The following is an 18,174-nucleotide window of genomic DNA, read 5'->3' as shown; positions in this document are numbered from 1 at the left end:
ATTAATTTGAGGGTACTGAAAAAGTCAAGCTGAATTCAACTCATAAATGCAACTTCTGCGTTAAACAATAATTTATTCATTACAAATATAGGGGTTTCGTATCCAAACCTCTTCCTTGGTCTATTGTTTCTCTTAGTCTTCAACCCTCTGTGACTTGTATTACTAAATTCACAATTCTGATGGCAGAGCCAACTTGAATAAAGAAAGATTGTGATAGAGACTTTAAAATTAGAAAAATTAACTTTTAGTATTAAGGTGTTTCTGAGTATATTTGTCGCTTATGAAGTTTGAGATAAAATCGAAAGATCCACAAAGTAAAGCTAGAGCAGGAGTTATGACTACTGATCATGGCGATATAGAAACACCAATTTTTATGCCCGTAGGTACTATGGGAACTGTAAAAGGGGTACATCAAAAAGAATTAATAGAAGAAATTAACGCAGATATTATTCTTGGAAACACATACCATTTGTATTTACGTCCTAAAACAGAAATTTTAGAAAAAGCTGGAGGACTTCATAAATTTATGAATTGGGAACGACCTATATTAACAGATAGTGGAGGTTATCAGGTGTATTCTTTATCGGGCAGAAGAAAAATAAAAGAAGAGGGAGTAAATTTTAAAAGTCATATCGATGGTTCGTATCATTTTTTCTCACCTGAAAATGTAATGGAAATTCAACGTACAATTGGTGCTGATATTATTATGGCTTTTGACGAGTGTACTCCTTATCCATGTGACTATAAATACGCAAAAAGATCTATGCACATGACGCATCGTTGGCTGAATAGATGTATGGCTCATTTAGAAAGACTACCTTTTAAATATGGGTATTCTCAAACTTTTTTTCCAATTGTTCAAGGAAGTACCTATAAGGATTTACGCAAACAATCAGCAGAATTTATTGCCAATGTTGGCGCTGAAGGAAATGCTATTGGTGGTCTTTCAGTAGGAGAGCCTGCCGAAGAAATGTATGCAATGACAGATGTTGTGTGTAGTATTTTACCAGAAGATAAACCTAGGTATTTAATGGGGGTTGGAACTCCTATTAATATATTAGAAAATATTGCTTTAGGAGTTGATATGTTTGACTGTGTAATGCCTACTCGTAATGCAAGAAACGGAATGTTGTTTACAGCTTATGGAAGTATCAATATTAAGAATAAGAAATGGGAAGACGATTTCTCTCCAATAGACTCTATGGGAATCACTTATGTAGATACTTATTATTCTAAAGCCTATTTACGTCATTTGTTTGCTGCCAATGAACTGTTAGGGAAACAGATTGCTACAGTTCATAATTTAGGGTTTTATCTTTGGCTGACAAGAGAAGCAAGAAAACATATTTTGGCAGGGGATTTTGCAGATTGGAAAAATAAAATGGTAAGACAAATGGACAATCGTTTGTAATTAATTTATATTTACCAATCAATTTCCCGAATTTGAGAATTTTAGACAAATACATATTAAAAAAATACCTAGGGTCTTTTATCTTTACCTTATTTATTCTGATACCAATTGCAATTGCAATTGATGTCTCTGAAAAGATAGATAAATTTTTGCGTCATACAAATTTGTCTGTAGGGGAAATTATTGAAGATTATTATGTCAATTTTATCATTTATTACGCAAATACATTTATGCCATTGGCATTGTTTATTTCTGTGATTTTTTTCACTTCTAAACTTTCTAATAACACCGAAATAATTGCGATTAATAGTGCTAGTATTTCTTTTACTAGGTTTTTAAAACCTTATTTAATTGGAGCCTCTATTGTGACATTCTATGCCTTGTATATGAATCATTTTGTAGTTCCCAATAGTAATGAAATCTTAACTAAATTTGATAAAAAATATCTTTCAGGAAAAAAGAACGTAAAGGAAAATTACGTAAAAGAATTTAGTATGCGACTCGGAGAAGGGCGGTATATTTATATTCAGAATTTTGGAATAAGAACCAATAGAGGTTACCATTTTTCTTATGAAGAATATGATGGTTTGAAAATGAAATACCGTTTGACGGCAAATGAAATAACTTGGTCTAAAAGAGATAGCACTTTTACTTTGACGAATTACACAAAAAGAAAATTATTCAACGATAAGGATAGTATTGAGGTCGGTAAAAAATTTGATACTGTTTTTGATTTTTCTCCAAAGGATTTATTGTACGTAGATTATTTGTCTAAGGAGATGAATTCTATTGAATTAAAGGAGTTTATTGAGAGATCAAAATTAAGAGGAGTTAAAAACCTAAATGCGCATTATGTTGAATTGTATAAAAGAACAACTTTACCAGTGTCTTCTTATATTCTGACTTTATTGGCTGTTTGTCTTTCCTTTAGAAAGAAACGAGGTGGCATGGGAGTTAATATGGCAATTGGAATTGGGCTGATGTTTATTTATGTTTTTTTTATGAAAGTTGCTGAAGTTTTAGGTGCCGTCGCAGGGAGTCGAACTGTTTTATTAGTATGGATGCCCAATATTGTATTTGGCTCGTTAGCATTTTACTTATACTTAAAATCAAAAAAATAAAAAATATGATTTTGATACTTTCATTAAGTTAGTATCTTTGTCATCTTATAACAATATTATTATGGAATATTTAGACTTTGAATTACCAATAAAGGAACTTGAAGATCAACTAGACAAATGTCAGGTTATTGGAGAGGAAAGTTCTGTTGATGTTTCTGAAACATGTAAGAAAATAACAGAAAAATTAGAGCTAACTAAAAAAGAAATATATAATAATCTTTCACCTTGGCAAAGAGTACAGTTGTCAAGACACCCAAATAGACCTTATACCTTAGATTATGTAAAAGCTCTTGCAGGCGATACCTTTATGGAGCTGCATGGAGATAGAAATGTAAAGGATGATAAAGCTATTATTGGTGGTTTAGGTAAAATTGGTGATCAATCATTTATGTTTATTGGTCAACAGAAAGGTTATAACACTAAAACACGTCAATATAGAAATTTTGGGATGGCAAACCCTGAAGGATATAGAAAAGCTTTGCGTTTGATGCGTATGGCTGAAAAATTTGATATTCCTGTTTTAACTTTTGTTGATACTCCTGGTGCTTATCCTGGATTAGAAGCCGAAGAAAGAGGACAAGGAGAAGCTATTGCACGTAATATTTTTGAAATGTGTGTATTGAAAGTTCCAATTATTACTGTTATTATTGGTGAAGGAGCTTCTGGTGGTGCCTTAGGAATTGGTGTTGGAGATAAAGTTTTAATGATGGAAAATTCTTGGTATTCTGTGATTTCTCCAGAAAATTGTTCCACAATCTTATGGAGAAGTTGGGATTATAAAATTGAAGCAGCTGCTGCGTTGAAATTAACATCAAAAGACATGTCTAATTTGAATCTTGTAGACGGGGTGATTAGAGAGCCTGTTGGAGGTGCTCATTTTAATAGAGAAGAAACTTTTGAGACAGTAAGAAAAACTATTGTTGAAGAATTGGCTGCTATTAGGAAATTATCCGTAAAAAAAATGATTGAAACACGTATTGCTAAATACGAAAACATGGGAGTTTACAAAGAATAGTGAAACTCTAATAAAAAATCAAAAACCATCTACTTACTAGGTGGTTTTTTTATTACAGATGGTTTAGTTATGCAAGATCAACATTTTATAATTCACAAACCTTATGGTTTTATTTCTCAGTTTGTAAATAATAAAACTAGGAAAAAGAAATTATTGGGGGATTTATATAATTTTCCTGTAGGTACTATGTCTATAGGTCGATTAGATGCAAAATCAGAAGGGTTGTTGTTACTAACAACTAATGGAATGTTAAGTCATACTATTTGTAGTAGTAAAGTAGAGAAAGAGTATTATGTACAGTTAGATGGTATTATTGATCAGGAGTCTATTGATAGATTAAATATAGGTGTAGAGATTGGCTTTAACGGTATAAAATATATGACGAAACCGTGTGTTACAGTTCTTTTAGCTACAGCTCCTTCTTTTAAAGCTAGATCTACAAAAATTCGTGATGCTAGGCATGGTCCTACTTCTTGGATTTCAGTTGCTATTCGTGAAGGTAAATTTAGACAAGTTCGTAAAATGACGTCAGCAGTAGGATTTCCAACTTTACGTTTGGTGAGAGTGAGAATTGGTGAAATAAAATTAAATGACTTAAAGTCGGGAGAAGTAATTCCGGTAGATTGTTTGGAGTATTGACCGTGTTTATAAAAAGATTACACAAAAAAACATTGGAGACTTTTGAGCCAAATATAGATTAGTGTGGAGATAAGTTAACAAAAGATTAATGCTGTTTTTTGAAAGAAAATAAATAGAGATTACTCTGTCTCTTTTTTAATTAAATTAATTATATTTGCATAGCTAAATTATAAAAATGAATTCAATACAATTACATCATCATTCTAAACCTTGTGAACAAACGAGCTAGGAATGTTATGTAATTTATAAACATATTTTCAAAAAACCCGTTTGAGTAACTCAAATGGGTTTTTTTAGTAAAAATCAAATCATTTATAGTTGCTTAAACACAATTTAAAATCAAAATGACAAAATTAAAAATCGCAATTCAGAAATCAGGAAGACTTAACGAAGATTCACTAAGATTATTAAAAAACTGTGGAATTTCTATTGATAATGGAAAGGGTCAATTAAAGGCATCAGCACGTAATTTTCCTGTAGAAGTGTTGTATTTAAGAAATGGAGATATTCCTCAATACTTAAGAGATGGTGTTGTGGATGTTGCTATTTTAGGGGAGAATACCTTAGTTGAAAAAGGTGAAGATTTAGAAATAATTGAACGTTTAGGCTTTTCTAAATGTAGAGTTTCTTTAGCGATTCCGAAGGAAGTTAAATTTAACAGTTTAAAAGATTTTGAAGGAAAGCGTATAGCTACCTCATATCCAAATACCGTAAAAAAATTTTTCAAAGAAAATGGAATAACTGCAGATTTACATGTTATTAATGGATCCGTTGAAATTGCTCCAAACATCGGATTGGCAGATGCTATCTGTGATATCGTTTCAAGTGGAAGTACCTTGTTTAAAAATGGATTGAAGGAAGTTGTGAAAATGGCAGAAAGTGAAGCTGTTTTAACTTCTGGACCTGATTTATCTTCTGAAAAACAAGAAATATTGGATACAATTCAATTCCGTATCCAATCTGTATTAAGAGGTCAGAATTCAAAATATATTTTATTGAATGCTCCTAATGATAAAATTGATTCAATTTTAGAATTGTTACCAGGAATGAGAAGCCCAACAGTTTTACCATTGGCACAAAAAGGATGGAGTTCAATTCATACTGTGGTTGAAGGGAAAAGAAAATTTTGGGATATTATTGACGGATTGAAAAAAAGAGGAGCAGAAGGAATTTTAGTTGTGCCAATTGAAAAAATGGTATTGTAAAAACAGCTATTAGCTAATTATGAAAAGCAAAAAAAATGAAAATCGTAAATAATCCCCCAAGAGATATTTGGAAATCTTTAACAGAACGTCCTGCTAAAGAAGTTCTTGATTTGAAGAAAATTATAAATGAAGTTTTTGAGAACGTTGAAGAGAACGGAGATAAAGCCTTGAAAGAATATACATTAAAATTTGACAAAGTTAATTTAAGAAGTTTAAAAGTTTCTGAAGAAGAAATCAATCAAGGAGTTGCATTGGTTTCTGAAGAATTGAAAGAGGCAATTGCCTTGGCCAAACAAAATATTAAGATTTTTCATGCTTCTCAGTTTATTTCAAAAAAGGTAGTTACTACTTCTAAAGGGGTAGAATGTTGGCAAGAAATGAGACCTATTGAAAAAGTGGGTTTGTATATTCCAGGGGGTACAGCTCCTTTATTCTCAACTATTTTAATGTTAGGTATACCTGCTAAATTAGCTGGCTGCAAAGAAATTATTTTATGTACTCCACCTGATAAAAATGGAAAAATTAATCCAGCAATTTTATATACTGCCAAATTGGTAGGTATAACAGATATCTTTAAATTAGGAGGAGTGCAAGCAATTGCTGCAATGACCTTGGCGACTGAATCTGTGCCAAGTGTATATAAAATATTTGGACCTGGAAATCAATTTGTAACAGGAGCTAAACAATTTGCATTGACAAAGGGTGTTGCAATTGACATGCCAGCAGGGCCGTCCGAGTTAATGGTGGTAGCAGATCAGTTTGCCTCACCAGCCTTTGTTGCATCAGATTTGTTATCTCAAGCAGAACACGGACATGATAGTCAGGTTATCTGTATTGCAAACAGCCTTGAGAGTTTAGAGGCTATCCAAGTAGAAATAGCTAATCAATTGGCTGTTTTACCAAGAAAAGATATGGCACAAAAGGCCATTGATAATTCTCAGTTTATATTAATTGAAAGTCTAGTAAATCAAATTGATTTTATCAATGAATATGCACCTGAACATTTGATTTTAAATGTCCAAAATGAAGATTTATTTTTGGATAGAATAGTGAATTCTGGTTCTGTGTTTATTGGACCTTATACACCTGAAAGTGCTGGTGACTATGCTTCTGGAACAAATCATACTTTACCTACAAATGCATATGCTCGCATGTATAGTGGTGTAAATATGGATGCTTTTACAAAGAAAATTACTTTCCAAAAAATATCTAAAGAGGGAATTCAGAATATAGGGAAGTCAATTGAATTAATGGCTGAGGCTGAAGGTTTACAAGCGCATAAAAATGCGGTTACTTTGCGTTTGGAGAGTTTGAAATAATTTGCATCATAATAGTAAGTTGAAAATAATCGATTTTAAATTTTCTTAACAGAATAGATAATGAGCTTTGATTTAAATAAAATAGTTAGAAAAAATATAGCAAAGTTGAAAGCTTATTCTTCAGCGAGGGATGAGTTTGAAGAAGCTACTGCCGATATGATTTTTTTAGACGCAAATGAAAACCCTTTTCAAAGTGGAGTAAATAGATATCCAGACCCTAAACAGCAAAGTGTAAAAGAATTGCTTTCAGAATTAAAGGGGGCTCCAACAAAGCAAATATTATTAGGGAATGGAAGTGATGAGGTTTTAGATTTAATATTCAGAGCTTTTTGTGAACCTAAAGTGGATAATGTAGTGTTTTTACCGCCTACTTATGGAATGTACGGTGTATTGGCAGCATTAAATAATATTGAAATCAAGGAAGTTTTACTTTCTAAAAATTTTGATATTCGTGTTAAGGAAACCTTGGAAATTGTTACGCCAGAATCTAAAATAATATTTTTATGTTCTCCTAACAATCCTTCTGGGAATGCTTTTTCTGTGGAAAAAACAAAAGAAATAGTAGAAGGTTTTGAAGGGTTGGTGGTTATTGATGAAGCTTATATAGATTTTTCTGGCGAAGAAAGTTGGTTGAATAAATTAGCGATGTATCCAAATTTAATTATTATCCAGACACTTTCCAAAGCATTTGGAATGGCAGGGATACGCTTAGGAATATGTTATGCCTCTGAAGGGATTATTGAAGTTTTAAATCGCATCAAACCACCCTATAATGTAAATGAATTGACACAGCAAAGAGCAAAAGAACGTTTGCTAAAGTTTGATGATGTGCAACATGAAATTCGGACTATATTAAAGGAACGTACAAAATTAGAGAAATCATTAGAAAATGTTCCTTTTGTTTCTAAAATATACCCATCAGATGCCAATTTTGTTTTGGTAAAAGTAGATGATGCAAATATTCGTTACAATCAATTGTTAGAAAAAGGAATTGTAATTAGAAACAGAACAACTCAAGTCTTATGTGAAAACACCTTGAGATTGACTATTGGAACAGAAGAAGAAAATGCTAAATTGATTGAAGTCCTTCAATCAATTTAGAAATGCTGAGATTGATTCCTTAATTTTTATAATAGAGTAGTATTTTGTTTGCAACAATATCAAATAAAAACATTTTACACATTGGTCTCATCAATATTATAAAAAGAAGAGTTAAAGAATATATTGCTGGTAATTGTGCTTTCTTTACAAAAAAAACAATGAGACTGAATTAATTTATAAACAGGAAAGAATTAAAATGGCTAATATGCATGATTAACAATTTGAAAATTGGCCTAAATCGTGGAAATGGGATTTGATAAAACCATTTAACCCAAATTTGATATAATTCAAAAAAAAATAATAAACCCTGAATTTAGTTCAAGGGAATAACAAATTATAATGAAGAAAGTACTTTTTATTGATAGAGACGGAACTTTAGCAATTGAACCACCTGTAGATTATCAATTGGATAGTCTTGAGAAATTAGAGTTTTATCCTAAAGTATTCCAATACATGAGCAAAATTGCTGATGAGTTGGATTTTGAATTGGTAATGGTAACAAATCAGGATGGACTGGGAACAGATTCTTTTCCTGAAGATACCTTTTGGCCCGCTCAGAATAAAGTAATTGAGGCTTTTAAAAATGAAGGAGTTGTTTTTTCTAATATTGTTATCGATAAAACTTTTCCCAATGAAAATGCTCCAACACGTAAACCAAGAACTGGTTTGCTAACGGAATATCTCAATTCTGAAGTATATGATTTAGCAAATTCATTTGTAATCGGTGATCGATTGACGGATATTGAATTGGCTAAAAATTTAGGTTCAAAAGGAATTTATATCAATAATGTAGATGGTTTGGCTTATGAGGAATTGTCAGTGAAAAGAGCAGAATTGAATGATGTGATTGCGATTGAAACGACCGAGTGGAAAGTAATTTATGAGTTTTTAAAATTAGAGTCTCGTACAGCTGAAATTACTCGTAATACAAATGAAACAAAAATTTATATCAAAGTAAATTTAGACGGTTCAGGAAAAAATGAAATTTCTACAGGTTTGCATTTCTTTGACCATATGTTAGATCAAATAGGTAGACATGGTTCTATGGATTTAACAGTAAAAGTAGAGGGTGATTTAAAAGTAGATGAACACCATACTATTGAAGATACGATGATTGCCTTTGGAGAATTGTTTAATAAAGCATTGGGTAATAAGTTAGGGATTGAAAGATATGGATTCTGTTTACCAATGGATGATTGTTTGGCGCAGGTTGCTGTTGATTTTGGTGGTCGTAATTGGTTAGAATGGGATGTAGAATTTAAACGTGAGAAAATTGGTGATATGCCAACAGAAATGTTTTTTCACTTGTTTAAGTCATTTACAGATGGAGCTAAGTGTAATTTAAATATCAAAGCAGAAGGTATTAATGAGCACCATAAAATAGAAGGAATATTTAAAGCATTTGCAAAAGCTATGAAAATGGCAGTCAAACGTGATGCTAATAAAATGTTTTTACCTTCTACAAAAGGAATGTTATAACTAGTTTTTGGTTATAGGCTTTTTGTCATTAGCTGAAAATGATATTAATAAGATGCTAAAAGCCAAAGGCCAATAGCAAATAGCTATACAATAATGAAAATAGTAATTATAAATTATGGAGCTGGAAATATCCAATCTATAAAATTTGCAGTCCAAAGATTAGGACACAAAGCAGTATTGAGTAATGATGCAACAGAAATAAAAGCTGCAGATAAAGTTATCTTTCCCGGTGTAGGAGAAGCGAGTAGTGCTATGAAAATGTTACGAGAAACAGGATTGGATAAAATTATTCCAACTTTAAAACAACCGGTTTTAGGAATTTGTTTGGGCATGCAATTGATGTGTCATTCTAGTGAAGAAGGAAACACAAAAGGACTTAGTATTTTCGATGTAGATGTACTGCGTTTTACCAATAAATTAAAAGTTCCACAGATTGGCTGGAATCAAATAGCAACGTTAAAAACAGATTTGTTTTCTGGAATCAAAGAAGATGAATTTATTTATTTGGTACATAGTTTTTATGCACCTCTTTGCTCTGAAACAATAGCGACAACAAATTATGGATTGAAATATTCCACGGCTTTACAAAAAGACAATTTCTATGGTACTCAATTTCACCCAGAAAAAAGCAGCAAAGCAGGAACTCAAATATTAAAGAATTTTTTAGAATTATAAATGAGCCTTTTGCGCATTTGCTCTTAGCCTTTTGCTAATTGCTTACTACCACAAAAGCCAATAGCTTAAAAAAATGAGAATTATACCAGCAATTGATCTAATAGATGGAAAATGTGTTCGCCTTTCAAAAGGAGATTACACTACTAAAATAATTTATAATGAACATCCCTTAGAAATAGCAAAACAATACGAAGCACATGGAATAGAGTACTTACATTTGGTTGACTTAGATGGAGCAAAAGCGAGTCATATTGTCAATCATAAGGTTTTAGAAGAAATAGCAAACAAAACTAACTTAAAGATTGATTTTGGTGGTGGTTTAAAAACAGACGATGATTTAAGAATAGCTTTTGAATCAGGAGCCGGACAAATAACAGGTGGTAGTATAGCGGTAAAACAGCCAGAAATTTTTAAAAAATGGTTATCTAAATTTGGAGCGGATAAAATTATTTTAGGAGCCGATGCTAATAATGAAAAAATTGCCATTAGTGGATGGATGGAAGAGTCAGACAAGGAATTGATTCCATTTGTAAAGGATTATATTAAAGAAGGTATTTCTTATGTTATATGTACTGATATTGCAAAAGATGGTATGTTAGAAGGTCCTTCTTTTGATTTGTATAAAAAAATGTTGGAACAGTTACCAGTAGTAAAATTAATTGCTAGTGGAGGAATTTCTACTTTTGATGAATTGCCAAAACTAGCAGCATTAGGTTGTGAAGGAACTATTATTGGAAAGGCCATTTATGAGAATAAAATTAGTTTAAAACAACTTGAAGGATTTATAGTCTCAGGTAATTAGTAGCAAATAAAAAGTGAAATAATGTATTTGTTGATAGGTCTTAATAACCAAATTTCAAATACTAAATACTAGAAAAATGTTAACAAAAAGAATAGTTCCGTGTTTGGATATAAAAAACGGAAGAACAGTAAAAGGAGTAAATTTTATTGATTTAAGAGATGCTGGTGACCCAGTAGAATTAGCTAAGATTTATGCAGATACTGGAGCGGATGAATTGGTGTTTTTAGATATTTCGGCAACTGAGGAAAAACGTAGAACATTATTAGATTTAGTATTGAGAGTTGCTGCAGCTGTGGATATTCCTTTTACAGTTGGTGGTGGAATTTCATCTGTAGAGGATATAGATAATCTTTTACATGCAGGAGCAGATAAAGTATCTATCAACTCATCAGCAGTAAAAAATCCTCAATTGATAAATGATGCTTCTGCTAAGTTTGGTGCTCAGTGTATTACAGTTGCTATAGATGCAAAACAAATAGATGGCGAATGGTTTGTTCATTTAGTTGGAGGAAAAGTCCCTACGGATATCAATTTATTTGAATGGGCACAAGAAGTTGAAGAAAGAGGTGCTGGAGAAATTCTATTTACTTCCATGGATCATGATGGCACAAAAAATGGTTTTGCAAACGAAGCATTGGAGGTATTATCTGAATTGTTGAATATTCCAATCATTGCTTCAGGAGGAGCAGGAAATATGCAACATTTTGTAGATACTTTTATAAAAGGAAAATCAGATGCCGCTTTAGCTGCAAGTGTTTTTCATTTTAAAGAAATCGATATTCAAGATTTAAAAAAAGAATTAAAAAAGCAAGGAATTGCTGTAAGATTATAAAGATCAATAGTGCTATAAAATAAAGGATAATCCTATATTTGTAGTATCAAAAACAAATAGTATGAAGATAGATTTTTCTAAAGATAACGGATTGGTTCCTGCAATTATCCAAGATGCAATAACAAAAAATGTTTTGATGTTGGGCTATATGAACCAAGAGGCTTTCGATAAAACGATGGAAACTGGAAAAGTTACTTTTTTCAGTCGTAGTAAAAATCGTTTGTGGACCAAAGGAGAGGAGAGTGGAAACTTTTTGGAATTAGTGAGTATGTCGAATGATTGTGATGATGATACATTATTGATCAAAGTAAATCCTGCTGGACCTACTTGTCATAAAGGTACTGATACTTGTTGGAAAGAAAAAAACACACCTTCTTACGGGTTCTTTTCTGCTTTAGAGGATGTAATTGCCGAAAGGGTTGCCAATAAGGATACTAAAAAATCTTATGTTGCTAGTTTGTTCTCTAAAGGAATTAACAAAATAGCTCAAAAAGTTGGTGAAGAAGCTGTAGAGACAGTTATTGAAGCCATGGATGATAATGATGAGTTGTTTTTATATGAATCGGCAGATTTATTATTTCACTACTTGATGTTATTGCAAGCAAAAGGCTTTACATTAAAAGATATTGAAAATGAATTGAAAGCACGCCATAAGTAATACCAATTTGATTTTGTGTGAAATATGAATGAAAAAGAAACGAATTTAATGCGTCATTTAGATGTTAAAATCTCAATTTATCCAAAAACAAAAAAGCCAATTCAATTTTGAATTGGTTTTTTTGTTTTTATAAACGTTGCTTCCGTTTAGTAAAAGATGTAAGCAATACAAGGACCAAAACTAACATTGCTATTCGGAATATATAATCTCCTTGGTCTGTGTAAAAAGTGGTAGCTGTATTTGTAGAAATCATACCTTTTAAAGAACCTGTTTCTCCATAAGGAATAAATTGCTCAATATCTCCTTTTTGATTGATCAATGCAGAAACACCTGTATTGGCAGATCGTGCAATACTTCTCCTATTCTCAATAGCTCTAAGCCTAGCGATGCTAAGGTGTTGTTTGTGTCCTTGACTTGTGCTCCACCAGCCATCATTAGTGATGATTGATAAAAAGTCCGCTCCTTTTTTTACATAGTCAGTTACGTATTCCCCATATACCGACTCATAACAAATAATAGGTGCAATAGTGTTTTTGTTATTGCTAAAAACTTTTCTGTTCTTTTGTGATGTCAGGGTAGAAACAGAACCACCTAAATCTATCATATATCCACCAAGTAGAGGAGAAACAATGTTTCTATAAGGAATATGCTCAACTCCAACGACTAATTTTGATTTATGATAAGTTTCAAACTTTTTGTTAGCTCTTAAAAAAAAGGCAGAGTTATAACTGTTGTACCAACTTTTACTATTTCTAAAAAAGTTTGCTGTAGTATTTGGAGTTTTACTTGCAGGATATCGATCGTAAAAAGTAATGCCTGATAAAAATGAAATATTACTGTTTAGAAGAACAAAAGTGTTAAGTATATTATATTCCTTAGTTTTGTTAAATGAGTTTAACAAAACAGGTTTCGATAAAGTAGTTTCTGGAGCGATTACAAAAGTAACTGATGAATCTAACTTTTCTTTTGCAAGCTCAATTAGTTTTTGAGCCATTCCGTAATTGGTTGTATTATACTTTTCTGAATAAGGATCTATATTAGGTTGTAGTACAATTACTTTAATTTTATTTTCTAAGGTATTTGTATTATAATACATATATAAAGACCCAAATATTCCAATGATAATAATAGAAATGGGTAGTAAAATTGATTTTATAAAAGCCTTTTTTGTGTGATATTTATAGAAGTTAATTATTACATAAAAGAATAAGATATTTACAATCCAGATCCATAATGTTCCTCCAAAAGTACCAGTATATTCATACCATTGTATCCATTTATAATATTCAGAAAATCCATTTCCTAAATTTAACCAAGGCCAAGAAAACTCCCAGTTTAAATGAAATTTCTCAAAACCTATCCATAAGCAAACAATCATCCATAGACTTAGTTTTTGAGAGATTTTCTTTGCTAAAATATGGTAGAGTACAAAAATAAGACTCATCAAAAGAGAGTTTGTTAAAACAGCAAAATACATGCCAAATGGTGTGGCATAATACAACCACCAAGTTGTAACTGCGTTAAAAATAAAAAAACTTAAATAGGCATATCCTAAGATGAGTAAAATACTTCTTTTAACTTTTTGTTCTCTTAATTCTTTTTCAATTAATAAAAGAGGAATAAATGCAAAGAATAAAAAGAGAGGAAATCCATATGTTGGCCATGAAATAGCGAACAGTAAACCTGACAATAATGATAATAATAATTTTTTCATGTTTTTTTCTAGGAAGATTTTTTTCTGAGTTTTATAAAATCGAAATCTATTTTTAAAGAAAACGTATTTGAATACAAAGCATTTCCAGTGCTAGCAATATTAGAAAGTGCATAATCGACTTGTATACCGTGATAGCTAAAACCTAATCCAATATTTGGTTGAAAGCTCAATGAATTTGAATCTTCAAATTCGTCAATGTTTTGAAAATTTCCTGCTCCAAATCTTAAATACACTAATTTTTTATAAGCAAGTTGAAAACCAATTGATGGATTTAAACTAAATGATTCATTAGATATGATGTCAGAGGTTTGAGCAAATCGTATATGCATATCAATTTCTGATAATAATTGGAAATCTCTATTTTTAAAATTAAATGTTTTGGCAATACCTATATGTACTTTAGGAATTGTAATTTCTGTAGTAGTAGGTAATTCGTCATTTTCACCAGGGATTGCATCTTTAATTTGCTCATAACCTTCTTGGTCAATAATCCAAGTATTTACGGTGGTCGTAATATCACGTACCATCAATCCGAATTGCCATTTTTTGATAGAATATTGAGCACCTGCATCAATTCCAAATCCCCAAGAAGAAGCAAAGTCACCTATTTTACGTCGAATTAACTTTGTGTTCAAACCAACATTTAATCCCTTTATATTTTTATTTTTTTTTGCAATACCAAAATTAAAAGCATAATCAGCAGCCGAAAACAAACTTATTCTATTAAAATCAATATTCCCCTGGCTGTCGATTAATAATGTTGTGTTTAAGATGTCGTCAACTCCAAAACGAATTATTGAAAAAGCCAATACCAAACCATCTTTTTCTTTAGGAGCTATAGCAACTGCAGCATAGTCATAGTTTGCGATTCCGGCAAAGTAAGAGGTATGCATTAAAGCAGCCTGATTAATTTTTATTTCAGCCAATCCAGCAGGGTTCCAATAAATTGAATTGACATCACCACTAGTGGCTGTAACAGATTTACTCATTCCTAAAGCTGCTGCATCGACTCCTATATTTAAAAACTCATTAGAATATTTTCTCGCTGTTTGACTAAACACATTTTGTGTTAGCAAAAAAAGTGTTAAAATAAAACTTAGTTTTTTCAATTGAATGATATGTTTTAATGAGCTGAATGAGTTATAGTTACAAAGATATTGCATTTATTACGACAATTTGATTCTGGTTGTTTATTCGTTTAAATATTTCAATAACTTTTTTTCAAACCAAAATTTGTCTCTTGTTCGTAAGGATTTAATAAATCCGATATGTCCACCCGTATCCGTTAATTCTAAATTTAAATAGGGGTTTTTTTTTGCAATTTCTAGAGGAAAGCAACTCGTAGATAAAAAAGGATCATTTTTTGCAGCTAGTAAAAATGTTTTTACTTTAATATCTTTTAAAAAAGGCATAGAACTAGCTTTCTTCCAATAATCTTCAGCGTCTTTAAAACCAAAGGACGGCGCAGTAAATAGATTGTCAAAATCAGAAAAATTTTTAGCTTTCAATAGTTTTTCTTTTTTTAAATTTTCTTTAGGAAATAGTTCAGCTTTTATAATCGCTTTTTTTATTAACGTTTTTAAAAAACGTTTCATATAAATTAGATTGCTTTTTTTTGATAATACATCAGAAGCACTCTTTAAATCACAAGGTGGTGAAACAGCAATAATTTTATTAATTAAAGGTGTTATTTTTTCTTTTTGTTCGCCAGCAAATTTTAAAACTACATTTCCGCCAAGGCTAAAACCAAGTAATGAAATGTTCTTGTAAATTTTATTCTTTTGAAGATGCTGCAACACATAGGCTAAATCACCTGTTTCTCCAGTATGATATGATTTGTAGAGTCTGTTTAATTCACCACTGCAACCTCTTAAGTTTATCACAACAATATCGTACTTGTTTTGATTTAGAAAGTAGGTTGAAGAAAGTATATATTTGGAATTGGAACTCCCTTCTAATCCATGAATCAAAACAACAAGCTGGTCAGATTTTACTGTTGAAAAATCTAAATCTAAAAAGTCTCCATCTTCTGTCTCAATCCTTTCTCTGTTAAAATTTACTTTTTGGTTTGTAAACAAAGTTCTGTACACTGTACTAAAATGTTTGTTTGAAAAAGGAAAGGTAGCTTTGAAGTCGGAGTTTATAATAGGCATAATAGAAGTCTAATGACAAAGATACACGACATTGGGTTTTATTCAATATTATTAAGCTGTAATTTTTTTGAGAAAAGATTAAAACTAATAAATATAAATTTGCATTGGTTTTCTTATTTTTACAGAAAACATATATAATGTCTATTAAAAGTCATATTCCAAATCTAATTACTTTATTAAATCTTTTATCAGGAGTAATAGCTGTTTTTTATGCTGTTTTTGGTCAGTTAGAATTAGCCGGAGTATTTGTGGTGATTGGAATTGTCTTTGACTTTTTTGATGGTTTCTCAGCTCGTATATTACATGTTCAGGGAGATTTAGGAAAACAGTTAGATTCTTTGGCGGATATGGTGACTTCAGGTGTTGTTCCAGGCATAATCTTATTTCAGTTATTATTGAGAGCAACGAGTAATTCGTCTATTGAGAGTGTTTTTCAATTGGAATCTTTTGAAATAATACCGTTTATTGGATTTTTGGTAATTCTAGCTTCGGCATACAGGCTAGCGAAGTTTAATATAGATACAAGACAGAGTGATTCTTTTATTGGTTTACCGACTCCTGCAAATACATTAATTATTATTTCTTTGCCATGGATTATAGCCTTTAGTAATTTGGAGTTTTTCACAAGTATATTTAGCAATGTTTATTTTTTAATTGCTCTTACATTGATTTGTTCCTATTTGTTAAATGCAGAGATTCCTTTGTTTGCACTAAAGTTTAAAAATTTCTCTTGGAAAGATAATGAATATAAATTTGTGTTTTTAGGAACGTCCATTGTGATGTTGGTTACAATACAGTTTATAGCAATTCCATTGATTATTTTGTTGTATGTGTTGGTATCTGTATGGAATAATAAAAGGAGTAAATAAAGAGATCAATAGGGCTTATCAAAGTTGAAAATTGATGGACTTTTGAGCGTTTTTTATGTTAAATATTAATGGATTACACAACTATACCTTTTTGATCATTTATCCAAAATTTTTGTTTTTGTTCAAATCTTTTGGCTTCTTGCTTTAAAATCAGTTTGTATCTTGTTCTTTATTACAAAAAGTCGATCTTAATTTGTTTCGTAAATTGTATTTTCGCCTAAAATTTTAACTTTTGTTTTTGTGAGTTGTTGAACTTTAAAGACCGTGTTTTCAAGTTGTGTTACCTCATTAAAAGCATCGAAACTAATATACAAAATAAAAGTTTATTCCATCAATTTGTATTTTATACCAAATAAACATCAAAATGAATGATTAAATTAGTTTCTATTTCCTTTATCTTTCAATATAAAATAGAACCGTAACCTTGGCTATGCATATATTTATTATTTCAACTTTATTATCAACCAATCTGAAATTCATTTGGTATTATTGACTTTTACGTCAAACTCAACTTACTTTCTTTTCCTATACCAACGGAACGCAGGTAATACTTAGAATTACAAAATGAAATTGCTTGAAAAGTTGCGATTAACAGAGCCTTTCCTGTTGTTGATTGTTTGAATTAGATACAAAAATGCGAATTTTTAATATTTAGTTATCACTAAGATGAACGTAAGTTTGTAATGTTATTTTAATTAAAACATAGAACTTACTTAATCAAAGTTGAATTTAATACCTAAATACAACATCGAGATTAAAAATATTTTTATAAATTATAAACTATACCTAATCAAATATAATTTTCAATTATGATAAAAGTAAAAAATAAAACTCTTGGTGAATTTATTATTGACAATGAAAAACAATTCAAATATTCTTCTGGCGAATTGTCGAAATTGATTAATTCAATCAGGTTAGCAGCCAAAATCGTGAGTCATAAAGTTAGCAAAGCTGGATTGGTTGATATTTTGGGAGGTTCAGGGAATACAAATATTCAGGGAGAAAATCAGCAAAAACAAGATGTTTATGCAAATAATGTTTTCTGAGTTATACGCCTAGTGTCTGTTTTGTATTTTTTTGATATTTAGGTTTTTGTAGTACCATTCTAAGAATTGTTTTATGAAAAATGGATTCTTTGTATTGTGACCTATTAATTCTAAAACAAAATTCATCAAAGTAAG

16 protein-coding genes and 2 pseudogenes are annotated in these 18,174 nt (G+C 30.9%); 14 read left to right on the top strand and 4 right to left on the bottom strand.

The features are described from left to right. Positions 1–280 precede the first annotated feature (280 nt). The 12 genes from tgt (at position 281) to hisIE (ending at position 12,257) form a co-directional block, all read left to right on the top strand. On the top strand, positions 281–1,411 hold the full coding sequence (tgt, locus tag V5787_RS09020; protein WP_336892913.1) for a tRNA guanosine(34) transglycosylase Tgt: 1,131 nt from the start codon (positions 281–283) through the stop codon (positions 1,409–1,411). A 32-nt stretch (positions 1,412–1,443) separates the two neighbouring features. Continuing rightward, positions 1,444–2,532, top strand: a complete 1,089-nt coding sequence (locus V5787_RS09015; RefSeq protein WP_336892912.1) for an LptF/LptG family permease — start codon at positions 1,444–1,446, stop codon at positions 2,530–2,532. 61 nt (positions 2,533–2,593) lie between these two features. Beyond that, complete coding sequence (locus V5787_RS09010) at positions 2,594–3,547, top strand: acetyl-CoA carboxylase carboxyltransferase subunit alpha (protein ID WP_336892911.1); 954 nt, start codon at positions 2,594–2,596, stop codon at positions 3,545–3,547. A gap of 69 nt (positions 3,548–3,616) precedes the next feature. Continuing rightward, positions 3,617–4,186 carry a pseudouridine synthase gene (locus V5787_RS09005; RefSeq protein ID WP_336892910.1) on the top strand — a complete coding sequence of 190 codons (570 nt, stop codon included), beginning with the start codon at positions 3,617–3,619 and terminating at the stop codon, positions 4,184–4,186. A 344-nt stretch (positions 4,187–4,530) separates the two neighbouring features. Beyond that, complete coding sequence (gene hisG / locus V5787_RS09000; RefSeq protein ID WP_336892909.1) at positions 4,531–5,391, top strand: ATP phosphoribosyltransferase; 861 nt, start codon at positions 4,531–4,533, stop codon at positions 5,389–5,391. 35 nt (positions 5,392–5,426) lie between these two features. Continuing rightward, the gene (hisD, locus tag V5787_RS08995; protein WP_336892908.1) at positions 5,427–6,710 is read left to right on the top strand and encodes a histidinol dehydrogenase; all 1,284 of its coding nucleotides are present in this window, start codon (positions 5,427–5,429) and stop codon (positions 6,708–6,710) included. Between the two features lie 60 nt (positions 6,711–6,770). After that, positions 6,771–7,811, top strand: coding sequence for a histidinol-phosphate transaminase (gene hisC, locus V5787_RS08990; protein ID WP_336892907.1), 1,041 nt, complete (start codon positions 6,771–6,773; stop codon positions 7,809–7,811). Positions 7,812–8,150: 339 nt separating this feature from the next. Beyond that, the gene (gene hisB / locus V5787_RS08985) at positions 8,151–9,290 is read left to right on the top strand and encodes a bifunctional histidinol-phosphatase/imidazoleglycerol-phosphate dehydratase HisB (RefSeq protein WP_336892906.1); all 1,140 of its coding nucleotides are present in this window, start codon (positions 8,151–8,153) and stop codon (positions 9,288–9,290) included. Positions 9,291–9,383: 93 nt separating this feature from the next. Further along, positions 9,384–9,965, top strand: a complete 582-nt coding sequence (hisH, locus tag V5787_RS08980) for an imidazole glycerol phosphate synthase subunit HisH (protein ID WP_336892905.1) — start codon at positions 9,384–9,386, stop codon at positions 9,963–9,965. 73 nt (positions 9,966–10,038) lie between these two features. Then, positions 10,039–10,767, top strand: a complete 729-nt coding sequence (gene hisA / locus V5787_RS08975) for a 1-(5-phosphoribosyl)-5-[(5-phosphoribosylamino)methylideneamino]imidazole-4-carboxamide isomerase (protein WP_336892904.1) — start codon at positions 10,039–10,041, stop codon at positions 10,765–10,767. Positions 10,768–10,843: 76 nt separating this feature from the next. After that, positions 10,844–11,599: an imidazole glycerol phosphate synthase subunit HisF gene (gene hisF, locus V5787_RS08970; RefSeq protein ID WP_336892903.1), complete on the top strand. Its 756-nt coding sequence runs from the start codon at positions 10,844–10,846 to the stop codon at positions 11,597–11,599. Between the two features lie 61 nt (positions 11,600–11,660). Beyond that, positions 11,661–12,257 carry a bifunctional phosphoribosyl-AMP cyclohydrolase/phosphoribosyl-ATP diphosphatase HisIE gene (hisIE, locus tag V5787_RS08965; RefSeq protein ID WP_336892902.1) on the top strand — a complete coding sequence of 199 codons (597 nt, stop codon included), beginning with the start codon at positions 11,661–11,663 and terminating at the stop codon, positions 12,255–12,257. Positions 12,258–12,384: 127 nt separating this feature from the next. On the opposite strand, the gene lnt is transcribed toward hisIE, so the two are convergent. From lnt to V5787_RS08950, 3 genes are all read right to left on the bottom strand, one after another. Next, the gene (gene lnt / locus V5787_RS08960; RefSeq protein WP_336892901.1) at positions 12,385–13,971 is read right to left on the bottom strand and encodes an apolipoprotein N-acyltransferase; all 1,587 of its coding nucleotides are present in this window, start codon (positions 13,969–13,971) and stop codon (positions 12,385–12,387) included. A gap of 8 nt (positions 13,972–13,979) precedes the next feature. Further along, positions 13,980–15,047, bottom strand: coding sequence for a PorV/PorQ family protein (locus tag V5787_RS08955; RefSeq protein WP_336892900.1), 1,068 nt, complete (start codon positions 15,045–15,047; stop codon positions 13,980–13,982). 114 nt (positions 15,048–15,161) lie between these two features. Then, positions 15,162–16,124, bottom strand: coding sequence for an alpha/beta fold hydrolase (locus V5787_RS08950; protein WP_336892899.1), 963 nt, complete (start codon positions 16,122–16,124; stop codon positions 15,162–15,164). A gap of 137 nt (positions 16,125–16,261) precedes the next feature. Here V5787_RS08950 and V5787_RS08945 point away from each other — a divergent pair, with 137 nt between their 5' ends. Beyond that, positions 16,262–16,993, top strand: coding sequence for a CDP-alcohol phosphatidyltransferase family protein (locus V5787_RS08945; protein WP_336892898.1), 732 nt, complete (start codon positions 16,262–16,264; stop codon positions 16,991–16,993). Positions 16,994–17,805: 812 nt separating this feature from the next. Further along, positions 17,806–18,036: pseudogene (locus V5787_RS08940) on the top strand (fructose-bisphosphatase class I); the annotation flags it as partial. 4 nt (positions 18,037–18,040) lie between these two features. On the opposite strand, the pseudogene V5787_RS08935 reads toward V5787_RS08940, so the two are convergent. After that, positions 18,041–18,174 (bottom strand): annotated as a pseudogene (locus tag V5787_RS08935) (IS1595 family transposase); the annotation flags it as partial.

It is taken from the genome of Flavicella sp. (assembly GCF_037132785.1).
In the GTDB taxonomy this organism is placed as follows: domain Bacteria; phylum Bacteroidota; class Bacteroidia; order Flavobacteriales; family Flavobacteriaceae; genus Flavicella.
Note: the sequence above shows the minus strand (reverse complement) of the source record. Positions and strands in the feature narration are given on the sequence as shown.